Below are 16,482 nucleotides of genomic sequence, written 5' to 3'. Positions count from 1 at the left end.
TCACAGGAGGATGAGTCATGAAAATTGTTGTAGCTGGTGGAGATGGTTTCTGCGGATGGCCGACAGCACTTTATCTGTCCAAACAAGGTCATGAAGTAGCAATCGTCGATAACTTGGTAAGACGTAAGTACGATGAAGAATTACGATCCAATTCCGTAACACCAATTTATTCCTTGGAAGAGCGAGTCGCAAAGTGGAAAGAGAAGACCGGCAAGGAAATCAAAACATACATAGGCGACCTGAATCATTATGATTTCCTGGCTGAGGTCTTCCGTCAGACGGAGCCTGATGCATTTGTGCATTTTGCAGAACAGCGATCGGCTCCGTACAGCATGATCGACCGTGAGCATGCTGTATATACGCAGCAGAACAATGTGATCGGTAACTTGAATGTCCTTTTTGCAATCAAGGAATTCGCTCCATCTTGTCATCTGATCAAGCTTGGTACGATGGGAGAGTACGGCACCCCTAATATTGATATCGAAGAAGGCTATATCGAAATAGAGCATAAAGGCAGAAAGGACAAACTGCCATTCCCGAAACAGCCGGGATCTTTTTATCACTTATCCAAAGTGCATGACAGCCATAACATCATGCTCGCCTGCAAAATCTGGGGCATACGCGCAACAGACCTGAACCAAGGCGTCGTGTATGGTCTCCATACAGAAGAAACAAAGCTCGATCCGGTGCTGGCGAACCGCTTTGATTACGATGGTGTCTTCGGCACTGCGCTGAACAGATTCCTTATCCAGGCGGCCACAGGGCATGATATCACTGTCTATGGCAGCGGCGGACAGACACGGGGCTTCTTGAATATCACCGATACGATCCGCTGTGTGGAAATCGCCGCGGAAAATCCTGCTGATGCCGGAGAGTTCCGGGTATTCAATCAATTCACGGAAAGCTTCTCCGTGAAGGAGCTTGCTGAGAAAGTACAGAAGGTGAGCCGGGAGCAAGGACTGGACCCTAAAATCACATCTATCGAAAATCCGCGGGTGGAAGCAGAGGAGCATTATTATAATGCAGTGAATACGCGCCTTCGCGATCTTGGCCTTGAACCGAATCTCCTTACGGATGACGTGCTCCGCGGCATTCTGGAGACGGCTATCGAGCATAAGGACCGGGTAATCAAAGAAAACGTGCTTCCGACGGTTACGTGGAGATAGGGGCATACGGTGAAAATCGTCATCATCACCGAGACATTCCTGCCATCCACGGACGGTGTCGTCACCCGGCTCACCGAAGCGATCAAGTTCCTCCGCAGCCAGAAGCATGAAGTCGTCGTCATCGCTCCCGATTTAGGTGTTACCGAATACGAAGGCGCCCTTGTCGAAGGAGTAGGGACGGTGACGATGCCATTTTACCGTTCCAAGAAGTTTTCCTTGCCGACAAGACGCATCAAGACTTTACTTGAAAAGCATCAGCCGGATCTCGTGCATGTGGCGAATCCAGCCCTGGTCGGGATAGCAGGAATCTATTATGCGCACAAGAAGGGTTTGCCGCTATTGGCATCCTATCATACGCATATACCGAAATACCTGGATTACTATAAGTTCTACAAACCCTTGAAACCATTATTTTGGTGGCATTTCCGCAAGCTTCATAATACAGCTGACTTGAATCTGTGTACGTCGGCTGCCATTAAACAGGAGCTTGACGAGCATGGCTTCGAGCGTATGCATGTCCTGCGCAGAGGCGTGGATGTGGAGAAGCGCCATCCGGCTTATTATTCACAAGGCATGCGTGAGCGGCTTTTGCAAGGGCATCGCGGGAAAAAATTGCTCATATTTGTAGGCAGGCTGGCAATCGAGAAGGAAATCCATAAGATTCGTCCATTGCTGGATGAGCGGGATGATCTGGCATTAGCCATCATCGGCGATGGACCAGCCCGGAAAGAACTGGAGAGGGTATTCGAAGGGACGAATACATTGTTTACCGGCTTTCTCCATGGGGAAGAGCTGTCGCAGGCATTCGCTTCTGCCGATGCCTTTATTTTCCCGTCCATTACCGAGACGCTGGGTTTGGTCATCTTGGAAGCAATGGCTTCCGGTCTCCCTGTCCTTGCAGCCAAAAGCGGACCAACATTGGAACAGATCGAGGAAAGCAAAACAGGATTCCTTTTTGAAAACGAAAATGTCGCCAGCATGAGTCACGCAGTCGGTAAACTGGATGATCAAGAATTAGTGGCAAAAATGAAAAAGAATGTGCGAATGGAAGCGGAGAAGCATTCCTGGAAAAATGCATCCAGCGAATTATTCGATTTCTATTTAGCAACCATCCAAGCAAGAACACCCGTATATCAAGCAGTGCAGAACCCGAGCTCCAGATAACGGAGCCGGGTTTTTGCATGTTTAGGAGTTTTATCTTATGGTAAACAATAAGAAAAAGCACATGAAATGAGGTTCACAGCATGAAATTCTTCAAAGGGCTGCTAATTGGGACCTTGCTGTCTATTCCATTCTGGATAGTGCTGATTTATTTACTTTTTTTCCGTAAAGGTTGACAATAAAAGAAGAAAGGGAGTATTAGATATGAAAGCAATCACACTACAAGGTTTTGGCGGCACAGATCAACTTAAGCTTCAAGAAACCGAAAAACCAACCATCAAACCGGACGAAATTCTAGTTGCTGTAAAGGCATCGGCAATCAACCGTGCGGATATCGAAAAAAGAAAAGGAAATTACCCTTCCAGTGATTATGATCCGATTTTGGGATTGGAAATTGCTGGTGTTGTGGAAGAAGCAGGAGAGGAAGCAATCGGCTGGGAAAAAGGAGACCGTATATTCGGCTTGATTCCCTCCGGCGGCTACGCAGAATATGCTGTACTCAACAGCAAGCTGGCCATGCCGATTCCCGAGCACTTGAGCTACGAGCAAGCAGCAGCTGTACCGGAAGTATTCCTGACAGCTTATCAGACACTGCATTGGCTGGGTGAATTGAAACAGGGGGAAACCGTCTTGATCCATGCCGGCGCAAGCGGAGTCGGAACTGCAGCCATCCAGCTGGCTAAACAAGCAGGTGCAACAGTTGCAGTTACAGCTGGATCCCAGGAAAAACTTGATTTCTGCAAGGAGCTTGGTGCCGACATCACAATCAACTATAAAAAAGAAGACTTTGCTGATAAATTAGCCGAAACCGGCGCTGATATCATTTTGGACTTTATTGGAGCGTCATATTGGGATCAGAATATCAAGACACTGAAAACGGATGGCAGACTGATCCTGATCGGATTCCTGGGCGGTACAGAACTGGAAAACGCATCGATAACGCCGCTGCTTGCAAAACGCTTACATGTGAAAGGAACATTGCTAAGTACAAGGAGCGTTGAATATAAAGCAAAATTGACAGCAGATTTGATCGATAATGTATTGCCGTTATTTGAATCGCAAGCAATCAAGCCGATTGTCGGCAAAGTATTTCCGTTGGCAGAAATAGCTGAAGCGCATGACTTTATGGAAAGCAATCAGAACATAGGTAAAATCGTATTGCATGTAGCAGATTAATATGTAATATATAGAATCAGACTGCGTAAAGCGTTTGCTGTGCAGTCTGATTTTTTTGTTTTGTCTCACTATCTCAAGAATACTTAGATTATGAGACATAAGATGACGGTTTTAAATTACTTCCGATAATATATATTATGTAAACTAAGAAAAATAAAATAATTAAATGTGTAATACTTGAAACTATATTTGTACCTCTTCTCCATCATCATTCGATATGTACATGCTGCAGTCATGCCGCTATGCAATGTTGATACTATCGTCAGATCTTCTGAGCTATTTACAGCTTTATATTTGGGCATCTGAATTCACTTCATGATCTTATTGCTACTAATTATTCGGCTATATAAATAATACTTTAGCCAATATCATTCAGATTCCTTAAATCTCAAACCGCATTAGTTTCTTCTACGGAATGCAAATTACTGGTAATGCTGTGACAAGTTGATCCTGCATATAATGATGATTTTATAGGATTTTTACCTTCGAATCAGTTGATCATTTGATATGTATCCTGAATATGCACTGGAAACTTTTGTAGAGTTATTGATGTAAATCTGTCTCTTTATACTAACCCAAAAACCCCCTTTCTATCAGTGCATCCGCGAAAATGATGTCGCAGCAAACACATATTGGTGTCCTTGTATGCATTCTTCCTGCTGCATACTTTTCTTGGTTTATAAAGCTTGACTTGAAGCTAACTATAAGGAGTAATATAGAGCAGGATGAAGTGAGGTGAAAAAGATGTGTACGATAACGGAAGCTGCAGTAAAAACAGGATTTTCAACCGGTACACTCCGTTATTATGAGCGAATCGGACTTGTGAAAAAGCCGCAGAGAAAGCCAAATGGCGTTCGTATATATACAAAAGGAGATATACAGCTGCTGCAAGCCCTTGCCTGCTTAAAAGAAGCTGGTCTCTCATTGGGTGAGATTGCTTCCTTTATGAAAGATAATGACTGGCATCAATTGGGGTTCTTGGACGGAGACGATATCTCCAATCGCAATAAAGTGCGTATCCTTGAGAATCATTTGCAGAAATTAGATGCCGAAAAGCAGCGTTTGGAGTCTGCTATAGCTTTAACACAGAAGAAACTGGCCAAATACAGCAAACTGTTTAACGAAAAATAGAAGAAATGAAGGAATGAACATGAATCAAGTAAGAGTAGTTGGTATGATAGCAATCATCAGTATTATATGGGGATATTTATGGGTAACTGTAAAGATTGGTTTAGAGGATTTCCCTCCCTTCTTATTCTCCTCCTTCCGTCTCCTGATTGGAGCGGCAGTGCTGGTAATGGTTTTATTGGTAAAGAAGGTGGACATTTTACCAGAAAAGCATGAGTGGAAACCCTTTTTTATACTTGCTGTATTGATGTGTATCGGCTATTACGCGCTGTCGACATTCGGTATGCAATTTGTCGACTCTGGTGTATCGTCTGTTCTCGTATACACGATGCCGATCATCGTCAGTGTGATGGCGCATTTTATGCTGAATGAGCGACTAGTAATGAATAAAGTAGTCGGATTGCTAATCGGAGCTGCTGGTTTAGTATGTATAATAGGTACAAAGCTATTTCATTTGTCCTTTGATCTTACGTTAGTAGGAGAAGCAATTATAGTGGTTTCAGCCTTTTTCTGGGCAGGAGCCAATATCTATACAAAGAAAGTCGGTGGCGCACACCATAAAATTAAAATGACAATGTGGCAGATGCTGATTGGAGCAGTTCTTCTATTCATTATTTCTTTTGCAAGTGAACATGCCGCGATTGCAAATTTAACAGTATCCACTCCTTCCTTGCTCGCATTGCTTTACAACGGGATACTAGGTTCCGCTGTTGCATTCGTAGGCTGGAACTGGGTATTGAGTAAAATCGAAGCTTCCATAGCGTCCATTTCACTCATGTCCGTGCCGCTGCTAGGTTTATTTTTCGGCTGGCTGCAACTGGGCGAAGAAATAACACCCAATATCATCCTAGGTGCCGTACTAGTTTGTATCGGTATTCTGCTTACATCGATTAAGATAAAAAGACAAACTATAGTGAAAGAGAAAAATGCAGCTTAACTTCTTAACTTATAGAAAGAGATGTGTTATTAAGTACACATCTCTTTTTTATTTAGCTCTTCCGTTCATGAATCTTCCTTATACCTCAATCCATGCAAAAATTAAGATCGCCCTATTGTGCATTACTCAGGAATCGATGGGGAAACACGTATTTTCCTAAACTAAAAAAGGGTGAATCTCCATGATTTCACCCTTTCGAAACAATTACTTATAAATTAAGTACTCTTTTCTTACCTTTATAAATTCATATAGTTCTTTCTGATATTCTTTCGTGATTTCGGTAACGGAGGCTCCTTCTAGAATCATTGTTCTGACCCAATCGTTTCCAATCAATTTATCAAAGAAGTTGTTTGAAAGAAATTCGAAATCGTCTGGATACATGTCGTGAATTGTTTTAATGATGTGAAGTCCTGTAGTTACCGCATCGAATGCAGCGCGGTCTGTTACATATATTTCAACACCATGGCTAAGTTTTCCAGCATGTTTAGAAGATGTCGGTGTAAAGGATGCCGCCCTGAATGTCACGCCTGGCAGACTAAGTGCATTCAATTCTGAAGCAAGATCCGTGCTGCTGATGAAAGGTGCACCGATCAGTTCAAATGGCTTGGTTGTTCCCCGCCCTTCTGACAGGTTTGTTCCTTCAATCAGACCGGTTGCAGGATAAACAAATGTTGTTGAAACTGTTGGCATATTTGGTGACGGCAGGACAAATGGAAGTCCTGTGTCTTCGAAATCCATGGACCGCTTCCAGCCTTTCATTTTGACGACTCTCAAATCTGCTCCAATATTGAATTCTTCGTTGAAGAAGGAAGCAAGCTCTCCGACTGTCATACCGTGCTTTGTTGGAATTGGATACATCCCTACAAAGGAAGAGAAATCAGGCTCGAGTACAGGACCATCAACTGAAAGTCCGCCTAGAGGATTCGGACGGTCAAGCACGACAATGGGAATGTTGTTTTCTTTTGCTGCTTCCATGGCATAAGCCATCGTGTAGATGTATGTGTAGTACCGTGTGCCGACGTCCTGAATATCAAAGACTAGCACTTCTACGTTTTTGAGCATTTCAGGTGTTGGTTTTCTTGTTTGTCCGTAGAGGCTGTATACAGGTAGTCCTGTTTTTTCGTCAATATAAGATTCAACATATTCCCCTGCCTGAGCATCACCGCGTACGCCATGCTCGGGACCGAATAAAGCTGTCAGTTCGATATCAGGATCTTCGTGCAGCAGATCAACAATGCTGTTCATTTTTGAGTCGATACCGGTCGGATTGGTAATTAAGCCAACTTTTTTGTCTTTTAAAAGTTCTTTCTGATCATCTAAAAGGACCTCAACACCAGGCGTTACTTTACTATCTTTCTTCCTCTTATGGGCAGCAACCTCTTTTTCCGCAGGAAAAGCACTTAAAGCCAGCAGCAGAATCATTACCATCAACAATACTCTTTTCAATGGAACTCCTCCCCTTTATTCGGATTATTTAAGCAGCTTCCCTGAACGAATATCGAGTCCATAACCATATGGATAAAGAACCTCTTCAGGTTGAGTGACAGATGGAATATCTACTGGTAATATACCTTTTGGCTTTGATTCACCAAAAATCGTTTTAATGCCGGCAGGAATGTTCGGCTGTCTATATGCACCATTTGAATAGCCTTTAAAACCATAGACCGCAAGCACAGCTTTTGCTTCTTCAAAATTTCCGACATCATAAGGATTGCGCAGACTCATTAACACGAACTTTTTATTCTTTGCTTCAGCATCTTTCATGACAGCTCTTGGAAAAGCTGTTGCCCATTTGCTTGAATCCTGAATACTGTCATCAATGACGCCATCATTTACAGCAGGATCATTTTTCACAACATAGGAACCGGTAATAACATAGTCTGCTTCATCAACCATGGCTGCCACCTCTTCATTGAAGGACTTTTCCGAGAAAGCATAGCCAGTAACTTCAACATCTTTCTTCTTGCCTTTTAATTCGTTTATGCTTCTTGTCATCGCTTCTACCTGATCATCAAATGGAGCAAGCACGAGAACCTTCTCACCTTTTTTTGGTTTGAAAGGGAGTGTTTTGTCTTCGTTTTTCAAAAGCGTAACAGCATCCTCCGTCATTTTCTTTTCTTGCTTCAAATGCTCCTTGTTGCCTACTACTTTTAATGAGTTAGTTACTTTTTCTTCAATTGGCGTTTTGTCAGGATCCAAAATACCGCGTTTTTCTTTCAATTTTAGAATTCTCTCAACCGATGCATTGACTTGCTCCATCGGGAGTTCTCCGGATTCGATTGCTTCTATTACTGCGTCATAAACGGAAGCCAAATTCTTTTCCATTTCCAAAGAGTTCACTTGTGCAGGCATCAACGCAATATCTACACCTGATTTTAAAGCTAATACGACGGCTTCTTCCTGGCCGAAGTTATCTGAAATCGCTTTCATATTAAGGGCATCTGTGACAATGACACCTTCAAATCCCATTTCCTCGCGTAGCAATCCTGTCAACACTTTTTTGGAAAGTGTGGCTGGAACCAAAATCTCCTGACCGTCTTTTTTGCTGATATACGTTGTATCATCAAAAGCAGGAAATTGAACGTGAGCTGTCATAATCATATCTACACCTTCATCAATTGCATTCTGAAAAGGCAGAAGCTCTACAGTTTGTAATCTATCCTTGTCATGTGTAACAAGCGGCAAACCGTAATGACTGTCAGTAGCGGTATCGCCATGTCCTGGAAAATGCTTTGCTGTTGCAGCAACATTTTGTCGTTGCAGTCCTTGTATAGTCTCAATGCCTAACTTTGAGACAAGCTCTGGATTAGAGCTGTATGAACGGACACCGATTACAGGATTATCAGGATTGTTGTTTACATCCAATGAGGGGCCGAAGTTTACATTTACACCAAGAGACGATAATTCTTCCCCAATGATTTTGCCAGTTTGATAGGCATATTTCTCACTTCGTGTTGCACCTAACGCCATGTTGCCTGGCAGATTCGTTCCCGTTTGCAGGCGTGTCACGATTCCGCCTTCCTGATCAATGGTGATGAAAAGCGGTAGTTCCGGACTTGCTTTCTGCAAGCCATCTATCAAACGGACCGTTTGCTCCGTACCCACGACGTTTTCAGCAAATAGGATAACGCCCCCTAAATGATATTTCTGAATGATGCTTCCCACTTCATCGTTCATCTCTGTAAAACCAGTTGCTTTGCTTTCCCCTTGCTCTTGCCAGTTTCGAAAGTCCGGCATAAGCATTTGACCCACTTTTTGCTCGACAGACATTCCATCAACGATAGCCTTCACATCTGTTTCAGCCTTCACATCCGTTGGTTTGATTCCAACTAAAGCTGTAACTGAAAGTGCCGCAACCAAAGCGGCTTCCGCCCATTTCTTTTTGAACATATTCCCATCCCCTTATGAATTATTTGATGGTAGAGCTTTGTAATTAGCTATCACTGCACCCCGGTTGTTTCCTATAGCGTAAAAGGGATTGCATTTTTCAGCAAGATTCATAGTCGTCGAATGTTTTTTATTCTCAGTCAGGACACTTCCCAAGTCTTATTACGTAGAACGGTCTTTCCGTAGTGTGCTGTTGACATTAGAAAAATAAAATATCAATTATTTAAAGCTGTGCCTAAAAGAAAAAAGTCGTTGCACAAGGATAATAGGTTAAGAGGAGCCGATCGATACAATGAGTAAGCCCGAATGTTTATATCGACACTCTCTTTTACAAGATTGAGTACTTAAAGGATTTCTTTGTTTTGTAGGAATAAGAGGTAGCGAATGAGCCATCGACCAGATTTCCATTGGCTATCAAGCTTGCAATTAGACACTTAACAGTAATGCTGGTGTACCGCTTACAAAAGCGGAGTATTTCTGGTGGATATTGAGCTATTCAAAAGCTTGGTGCTTTCATAAAGTGGGAAGCGCTTCAAATATAATCAATATTTTGAAAACTGCAGGCAGAATGGCAGCAAAAGGAAGATACTAAAGCTATGAGGTAGTATTGCCTGTTCTATGATTACCTCCATTTCTATTTTTGTCCCAAGTTTAACACACTCCATTATAAGATGGTTCAATATTATAGCTTCTTTCAAATTCAGGAAAACTTGCCTATTACCTTTTATATAGCACTGAATGTTTACATACATAAACACTTCCAATTAAAGAAACAAGAAGAGCTGTTATTTGAATACGCAGCTCTTCTTGTTTTTATCTAATTCTTCAGTTGTCTAATTATTTTTGTCAGTTGATTAAAACGATCATCCAAATCCTCGTACGCCGTATCTCCAGGTGTCAGCATACTCAGCTTACCCAATACTTCCTGACGCTCGTTTTCCAGCTGCATCAGCTGTATACCGTCCTCCGTCGTCGTTGTGGCTGCTGTACTTAATTTTTTGTTTAGTTTACCATCCTGGATGATCAGCTGTGTATCTGTCACTTTCTCCCGGAAATAACGATCATGGGTGATGACAAGCAATGTTCCGCTGTAAGCTGCAAGTGTCTGTTCCAGCTGCTCACGGGACGGGAGGTCCATGTGATTTGTAGGTTCATCCAGCAAAAGGACATCTTTGTCAGTCAATATATGCTGCATCAGCTTCAATTTCACTCTTTCCCCCATACTCATTTCTCCAATCGGGAGGGTCCAGCTGTCTATTTCAAAGCCAAGATGCAGAAGCAGTGTCTGGACCCTTCCCCTGTCGGCAAACGTCTGCTGATGAAATATCTCGGCCGGTGTCTTTTCCAAAGGGAGGTCATGAACATCTTGTGAAAGGTAGCCGATGTTTGCTGATGGGGAAATCCAAATCTCTCCTGTGTAAGGTTCATCATCCGCAATCATGCGGAAGAAAGTTGTTTTTCCGGAACCATTCGGTCCCTGCAAGCTGATTCTTTCACCGTGCATGATGGTAAAATTGGCATTCCGGAATAATGTTTTCCCATCAAATTGCTTGGTTACGTTTTTGCATTCCAAAAATCGTTTGCCGGTTCTGCCGGCAGTATGCAGCTCAAACGATACAGCTCGCTCCGGCACGATGGCCTCGGCCTTTTCTTTTTTCAGTTCTTTTTCCAATCGTTTTTGTTTGGATTTTACTGCCTTATCCATTCTTTTGGCCTTTTTTCGGTAGTACTCTTTGGCAAATTCCTGTTTGGTGGATTGAGCATGTGCTCTTGTGCTCCAGTTTTTCAGGGAAGCGATTTGTCCTTCTACTTGCCGGATGCGTTTTTGCTGTTTGTCATAGGCATACTGCTGGGCCGCTTTTTCCTTTTGGCGATGATCTATATAGGCAGTATAATTTCCCGTGAAAGTATGAAGATCTTGATCTTCGATAGCCCATATCTTTACAGACACTTGATCGAGAAAATACCTGTCATGTGACACAATCAGTATCGTTTTGTTTGATTTTTGGATTTGTTCTATCAGCAGCTGGACACTATCTTCATCCAGGTGATTAGTTGGTTCATCCAGCATCAAAACTTCCGCTTTACTCGAAAATCCGTGCGCAAGCCTTGCTTTCAGTTTCTCTCCGCCACTCATCCGATGGTAAGGAACGGATGGAACTCGCCACTTACTGAGTAAAATAGCTGCTTCAGACCCAAGTGAGTCGGAAGAATAGCAGTCACTCTCCTGTTCGACCAATTCTATCCCGAGGGAATCCGCCTTCCATAAGGACCCCTCTGTCATTTGCTTGGTTCCAGCCAGCAATTGCAATAATGTGCTCTTTCCAGCGCCATTCCTTCCAGTTATCCCGACGATATCACCTTGATGGATTGCTGCATTCGCCCCCTGTATAATGGGACGCTCTCCGTACATATAGCTGACTTGCTGTAATTTGATCAGTTCTTTCACATGGATCCGCTCCTTTTTCATAGGAGGACAGAAAAAAATCCTCCCAAAATAAATTGGAAGGATCAGCCGTACCACAAAAGCACATACATCCGTCAAGAGCTGTATGTTACCGTTTATTTTAAAGATGGGCAGACTAATCCTATTTTGTACGCGTTGAAAATATCTTTTTCAATTCGTGAGAAAATAAGATTAGTCAATCATTGTCCACCCATCATCCTCTCGTCTTCGTTGCTTCCAGTATACCAAAAGCAAATCGGAAGTCAATTGCACTTAAATCAATTGCTCTTTCCGTTCTGTTCCTGGTGCGAGTATGCTCTCCTCAAGACCGGCCTGATAAGGTCTGCCGGAAGTCGCTTCCGCAAACTCCGCTTTCGCTTGCTCCACAAGGGCTGGTTCGGTCAGCAGGTCATATGCGGTCAAAGCCATGATTCGCGCAGCATAATGCATCCCTTTTAGTCCGATGCTCGTTCCAAATACTGCAGTTGCTTGCCAAGCATGCACCTGGGTGCCGATCGGGCCGCATGTCGTGCCGATACTGGCCAAAGGTGCAATCCAGCTGACATCAGCCACATCCGTCGAACCAGGCATAGTGGAGTCTTTCAGTTTCACATCATAGAAATTCTTTGTCGGAAGGATATCATTCGGATCAAGCTGCAGCTGACGGCGGGATGCCTCGATCAGCTTGGGATCCATCGATTTTCGCAGTATGGCAGCATATGCAGTTTCATCCGAGGTGAAGCTTTCCATTGGATAATCCTCCATATTGCGGTAATTCAATATATCCAATGTGTCATTAGTCAGCATATGATAGCAATTGGCCAATAGTTCATGTGAGGTAGACGTTCCAGTGATCAATGCCGCCCCTTTGGCTATATCATGCAAACGGGAAAGCATATCCTCCACTTGGTCGCGGTCGGACCCGCGCAGATAATACCATACTTCCGCCTCATCAGGTACGATATTCGGTGCTTGGCCGCCGTTTGTGATGGCATAATGGATTCTCGTGCCGTCAGCCAGATGCTCCCGGAGATAGTTCGCGCCTATATTCATGATTTCCACTGCATCCAGTGCGCTTCGGCCTGCGTGAGGGGCGCCTGCCGCATGAGCAGGTACACCGTGGAAACGATATTTAATCGAAATCATTGCCTGGGTGCTGTAATTCTGGACCACATTACTTGTACTTGGATGCCAGGTAAGGCAGCAGTCCAAGTCGTCGAATACCCCTTCCCTCGCCATGAATGTCTTGCCGGAGAGTACCTCTTCAGCCGGGCAGCCATAATAGCGAATCGTGCCGCTCACCTTTCCTTGATCGATCAGCTCCTTTAGTGCCAATACAGTCTCGACACCTGCAGTGCCGAGTAAGTGATGACCGCAGGCATGGCCGGGGCCGTTCTCCACGACTGGATCTTTATAAGGCTTACTGGATTGGGACAGACCTGGCAATGCATCGAATTCACCTAGGATGCCGATGATCGGATGGCCTTTGCCATATTCTGCATAAAAGGCTGTCTGCATACCGCCGATGCTATCTGTGATAAGGAAACCTGCATCGGAGAGGATCTTCTTCTGAGCCGCACTCGCATATGTCTCCTCATAAGCGATTTGAGGGTTTTGCCAAATATCAAGGGCAAGGCTTCCTATGACATTCTCCAGCTCTTTCAGGATCGTAAGCAAATCTTTTTTACTCATGGATCATCTCTCCTTCATCGGGACTTTTCTTTACTTGCTTGTTTTCCAAAAGGACACAAAGAATCACTGTAAGGAACATGCAGACCAATCCTTTGAAGAATACTGGAATCGGCAGCTGTGTCATCAGGATGCCGAAAACGATGCCGATGGCGCCGAACAGAGGCTTTTTCATGGATAATTGTGCGATCATCCCCCCAAAAATGGCAGGAATGATGTAGGTGAATGCTGCTTGTAAGGACTCCGGTATGACAGAAAGGATATAGGAACCAGCCAGGATGACCGGAATGAGTACAGCTATATTCATAAAGCTGGCAGCGGCAATAGCCAACGTGGCTGCCACTTCTCCTTTCCTCGTACCAGGATCTGCTCCGATAACCTGCTGAGCAGCTGCTGCAGAGGGCAAACACATATTGGCTATATTCCCGGTGAGGAAACTCAAATAAGTACCGGAAACACCAAGGGTTGCATAATAACTGACGGGCTCTACCACCCAAGCAAAACCAACCAAGGCGATATATGCGAGAAAGGCTGCGAAAATGGCCTGCCAGCCCGGGTGATAGCCTTCGACGAACGAGAGATAAAGCGGCAATGCTGCCGATAAGACAATTACACAGCCGATTGTAAGCCTTCCCCAAAAGTGGGCATTCGTATGGAAAGCATCAAAGGTCTGCTCCTGTGTTTCGATGAGGCGTTCCTGTACTGCTACCTGCTCGGCTGTTTTGGCCATCGTTTTTCCCTCCGTTTCTTATCCGATAAAGTAGCCGACTGTCAGGCCGCCGACGATGGCAAATCCCAAAGCCCACTCTTTCAGCCAATTTTTCTGCAGTTTATTGGCTGCCAGCAAGGTGACGATCGTTAGGAGGACACTGGTCATGATGACAAGAGAGTGACCGCTGCTCTTCACTGCTTCATTAGCTGCAAAATAGCCGAAGGCACCAAGCATGGCCGCTGTTGAAATGATTACCATCTTCTTCGTGCCATTTTTCCTTGAGGTGATTTTCTTTTGGAAGGTGCCCAATGACTTCGTAAAGAAAAATGTGACGATCAGCCAGCCTGTACCGCCGATACACAATGTCCAGGCAATTGTCGTGAAAGCCTCTGGCCCGAAGCTGGCTGATCCTAGCTCCGTGCCATAAGCACTGGAGGCCATTTGGGCACCGAGTGATTCTGTTGCCGATGAGCCAATGATGGCACTGCGCATCATCGTAAGCGGATTGCCGATCAATGTCATCAGCGAGACAGCAATGATGATATTACCCAATGACGGGCCGATAGCTGCAATAGCACCTGTTTTCATTGCGCTCCGTGCTTCCTGCTCCGTCATGCCAACTGCAGCCCTGGCTCGAAAGGCAGATCGTACGAAGACAATACCTTGAAACACGACAATACTGACGACAAGCAGACAGAACAGCCATAAGATTCCGCCGTTCATGATTTCGGAAATCGGCAATGGATAACCCCCTTTTAATTAAGATAATTCTGATTATTATGTTAATTACGATTCCGAAGTATGTCAAAACCTTTATGAAAAACAGGATAAATTGAGTAAGGGTATAGGGAAATCAATGCGGAATCTTACCTATTGCTTGTCAGATTCTTTATCATGCATGCGTTGATCAAGTAACGGGCTTACCTATAATTTAGAATGGAATGGATTCCATGTCTATCGCTCTTTTTTAGCTTTCCTTTCGATAATTAAGTTAGCCTAGTTCCAAAAAACATAAAGAAGATTATGATGCCGTGCTTTGTCTGTCTGTTTTAAGTACATAAACATAAACCCTCTTTTCTCCACATACATCTAAAACATGGACAAGTTGAGGTGACAAAAGTGGGAAAACAATCATTATTGAAAGGTACGATCATTCTGGCTGTGGCTGCCTGCTACAGCAAACTGATTGGATTCATAAACGGGATCGTTTTGTCACGGCTGTTAGGACCCGAAGGAATCGGGCTTGCCATGATGGCAATGCCGGTAACTGGTCTCTTGATTGCAGTAACCGGTTTTGGGCTGGAGGTTGCTGTCGCCAATCTGGTGGCAGAGAATAATGCGACGAATAATCGGACAAGACTGCGGCACGTCCTTTCTGTTTCCTTTTTGATTACAGGAACATTGAGCATCTTTACATCCTTGCTGTTGCTTGGAGTGGTTCACTTTGCTCCTGGAATTTTGTTTGCCGATGAGCGGGCAATCTACACATTTACGGCAATCATACCGATCATCCCGATTGTTGCGATATCCTCCATTTTGAAAGGTTACTTCCATGGGAAACAGTATATGTCTCCTGGAGCCTTCGCTTCGATCCTGGAACAGAGCGTGCAGCTGGTTGTGACGTACATGCTCGTCCAATATCTGCTTCCATATGGGCTTGGCGTGGCAGCGGCCGGTGCAGTGATCAGCATGATCATCGGGGAAGCGATATCTTTGGGAGTATTGATGATCGCCTTCAACAAGCAGAAGGAATTCAAATGGCGTTTCCTGTATATCATCGGGGATCTCCTCCGGGATGGCAGACAGCATACCCGCGACCTCATCAGGGTTGCATTGCCGAATACCGGCAGCCATTTAGTCAATAGCTTTGCAGGCGTACTGCTGCCGATCATCATCACCCACAGCTTTCTCACAGCCGGGCTGACTGCCGAGACTGCCACCGAAACATATGGTCTTTTAATGGGCTATGTCATGCCGCTCGTATTCGTCCCGACATTCATCACACACTCTTTATCGACAAACTTGCTCCCTTCCATCAGTGATTTGTATGCGCGCCGTCAATTCCAGGAAATGTACAGCAATATAAACCAGGTGATAAACGTCACGATGATGATCTGCATCCCTTGGGCACTGTTTCTTTATTTCTTCGCAACCGATTTGACGGGCTTGTTCTATCATTCAGAAGAAGCGGGCCTGCTCATCCAGAAGATGATCTTTTGCTTTATGCTCAGCTACTTGCAGATTCCGCTCCAGGCGGTGCTGATCGGAATCGGAAAAAGCAGTGTCGTCCTTTATAACAATCTGATTGCCGCACTTGCCAGTCTGCTGATGATTTACTTTGTCGCATCGCAGCCGAGCATGGGTGTGAATGGCGTCATACTCGGAATGAACCTGGGAGAGGTACTGGGCACAGTGCTCCATTTCGCCAGCCTTTATCAGGCTGTTCGTTTCCCTTTCAGCTTTGCCCGCTTCTATAAACTGCTTTTGGCCATCACCTGCATGGCATCCTGCGCGATCTTCTTGTATATGACGCTTGATTCTTATATTTCAAATGGCTATGTGCTGCTAAGCAGCGTATTGGTCATATCTGCCGTCTTTTATTTGCTCCTTCTCCACCGCTTTCGCCTGTTCAAACAAGAACAGTAGCAGAATCATGCTTGAAGCCGATAATTCCGCTAGG

General features: G+C 44.4%; 12 protein-coding genes. 6 read left to right on the top strand and 6 right to left on the bottom strand.

The genetic code is table 11. From position 1 onward, the window contains the following. Positions 1–17 precede the first annotated feature (17 nt). The 5 genes from CHH53_RS05865 to CHH53_RS05845 all read left to right on the top strand — a co-directional run bounded on the left by CHH53_RS05865 (position 18) and on the right by CHH53_RS05845 (position 5,568). Positions 18–1,166, top strand: a complete 1,149-nt coding sequence (locus CHH53_RS05865) for an NAD-dependent epimerase/dehydratase family protein (protein WP_095215192.1) — start codon at positions 18–20, stop codon at positions 1,164–1,166. 9 nt (positions 1,167–1,175) lie between these two features. Further along, entirely contained in the window at positions 1,176–2,330 is a 1,155-nt protein-coding gene (locus CHH53_RS05860) for a glycosyltransferase family 4 protein (protein ID WP_095215191.1), read from the top strand. A gap of 201 nt (positions 2,331–2,531) precedes the next feature. Continuing rightward, positions 2,532–3,503 carry an NAD(P)H-quinone oxidoreductase gene (locus CHH53_RS05855; RefSeq protein WP_095215190.1) on the top strand — a complete coding sequence of 324 codons (972 nt, stop codon included), beginning with the start codon at positions 2,532–2,534 and terminating at the stop codon, positions 3,501–3,503. Positions 3,504–4,247: 744 nt separating this feature from the next. After that, positions 4,248–4,634 carry a MerR family transcriptional regulator gene (locus tag CHH53_RS05850; RefSeq protein WP_233134899.1) on the top strand — a complete coding sequence of 129 codons (387 nt, stop codon included), beginning with the start codon at positions 4,248–4,250 and terminating at the stop codon, positions 4,632–4,634. 19 nt (positions 4,635–4,653) lie between these two features. After that, positions 4,654–5,568, top strand: coding sequence for a DMT family transporter (locus tag CHH53_RS05845; RefSeq protein ID WP_095215388.1), 915 nt, complete (start codon positions 4,654–4,656; stop codon positions 5,566–5,568). 204 nt (positions 5,569–5,772) lie between these two features. On the opposite strand, the gene CHH53_RS05840 is transcribed toward CHH53_RS05845, so the two are convergent. The 6 genes from CHH53_RS05840 to CHH53_RS05810 form a co-directional block, all read right to left on the bottom strand. Then, entirely contained in the window at positions 5,773–6,996 is a 1,224-nt protein-coding gene (locus tag CHH53_RS05840; RefSeq protein WP_095215387.1) for an exo-beta-N-acetylmuramidase NamZ family protein, read from the bottom strand. A 42-nt stretch (positions 6,997–7,038) separates the two neighbouring features. Further along, positions 7,039–8,958 (bottom strand): glycoside hydrolase family 3 protein, encoded by a 1,920-nt coding sequence (locus tag CHH53_RS05835; protein ID WP_095215188.1) that lies wholly within the window; start codon positions 8,956–8,958, stop codon positions 7,039–7,041. Positions 8,959–9,772: 814 nt separating this feature from the next. Beyond that, complete coding sequence (gene abc-f / locus CHH53_RS05825; protein ID WP_095215386.1) at positions 9,773–11,404, bottom strand: ribosomal protection-like ABC-F family protein; 1,632 nt, start codon at positions 11,402–11,404, stop codon at positions 9,773–9,775. Between the two features lie 270 nt (positions 11,405–11,674). Then, positions 11,675–13,093: an amidohydrolase gene (locus CHH53_RS05820; RefSeq protein ID WP_095215186.1), complete on the bottom strand. Its 1,419-nt coding sequence runs from the start codon at positions 13,091–13,093 to the stop codon at positions 11,675–11,677. Next, positions 13,086–13,820: a small-conductance mechanosensitive channel gene (locus CHH53_RS05815; RefSeq protein WP_095215185.1), complete on the bottom strand. Its 735-nt coding sequence runs from the start codon at positions 13,818–13,820 to the stop codon at positions 13,086–13,088. The genes CHH53_RS05820 and CHH53_RS05815 overlap by 8 nt, the downstream gene beginning before the upstream one ends. An 18-nt stretch (positions 13,821–13,838) precedes the next feature. After that, complete coding sequence (locus tag CHH53_RS05810) at positions 13,839–14,543, bottom strand: DUF5058 family protein (RefSeq protein WP_233134876.1); 705 nt, start codon at positions 14,541–14,543, stop codon at positions 13,839–13,841. A 378-nt stretch (positions 14,544–14,921) separates the two neighbouring features. Here CHH53_RS05810 and spoVB point away from each other — a divergent pair, with 378 nt between their 5' ends. Further along, positions 14,922–16,448, top strand: a complete 1,527-nt coding sequence (gene spoVB / locus CHH53_RS05805; protein WP_158221497.1) for a stage V sporulation protein B — start codon at positions 14,922–14,924, stop codon at positions 16,446–16,448. Positions 16,449–16,482 lie beyond the last annotated feature (34 nt).

Source organism: Terribacillus sp. 7520-G, from assembly GCF_002271665.1.
GTDB lineage: Bacteria > Bacillota > Bacilli > Bacillales > Amphibacillaceae > Terribacillus.
The sequence above is the reverse complement of the archived record's forward strand: the minus strand, read 5'-3'. Positions and strand labels throughout refer to the sequence as shown.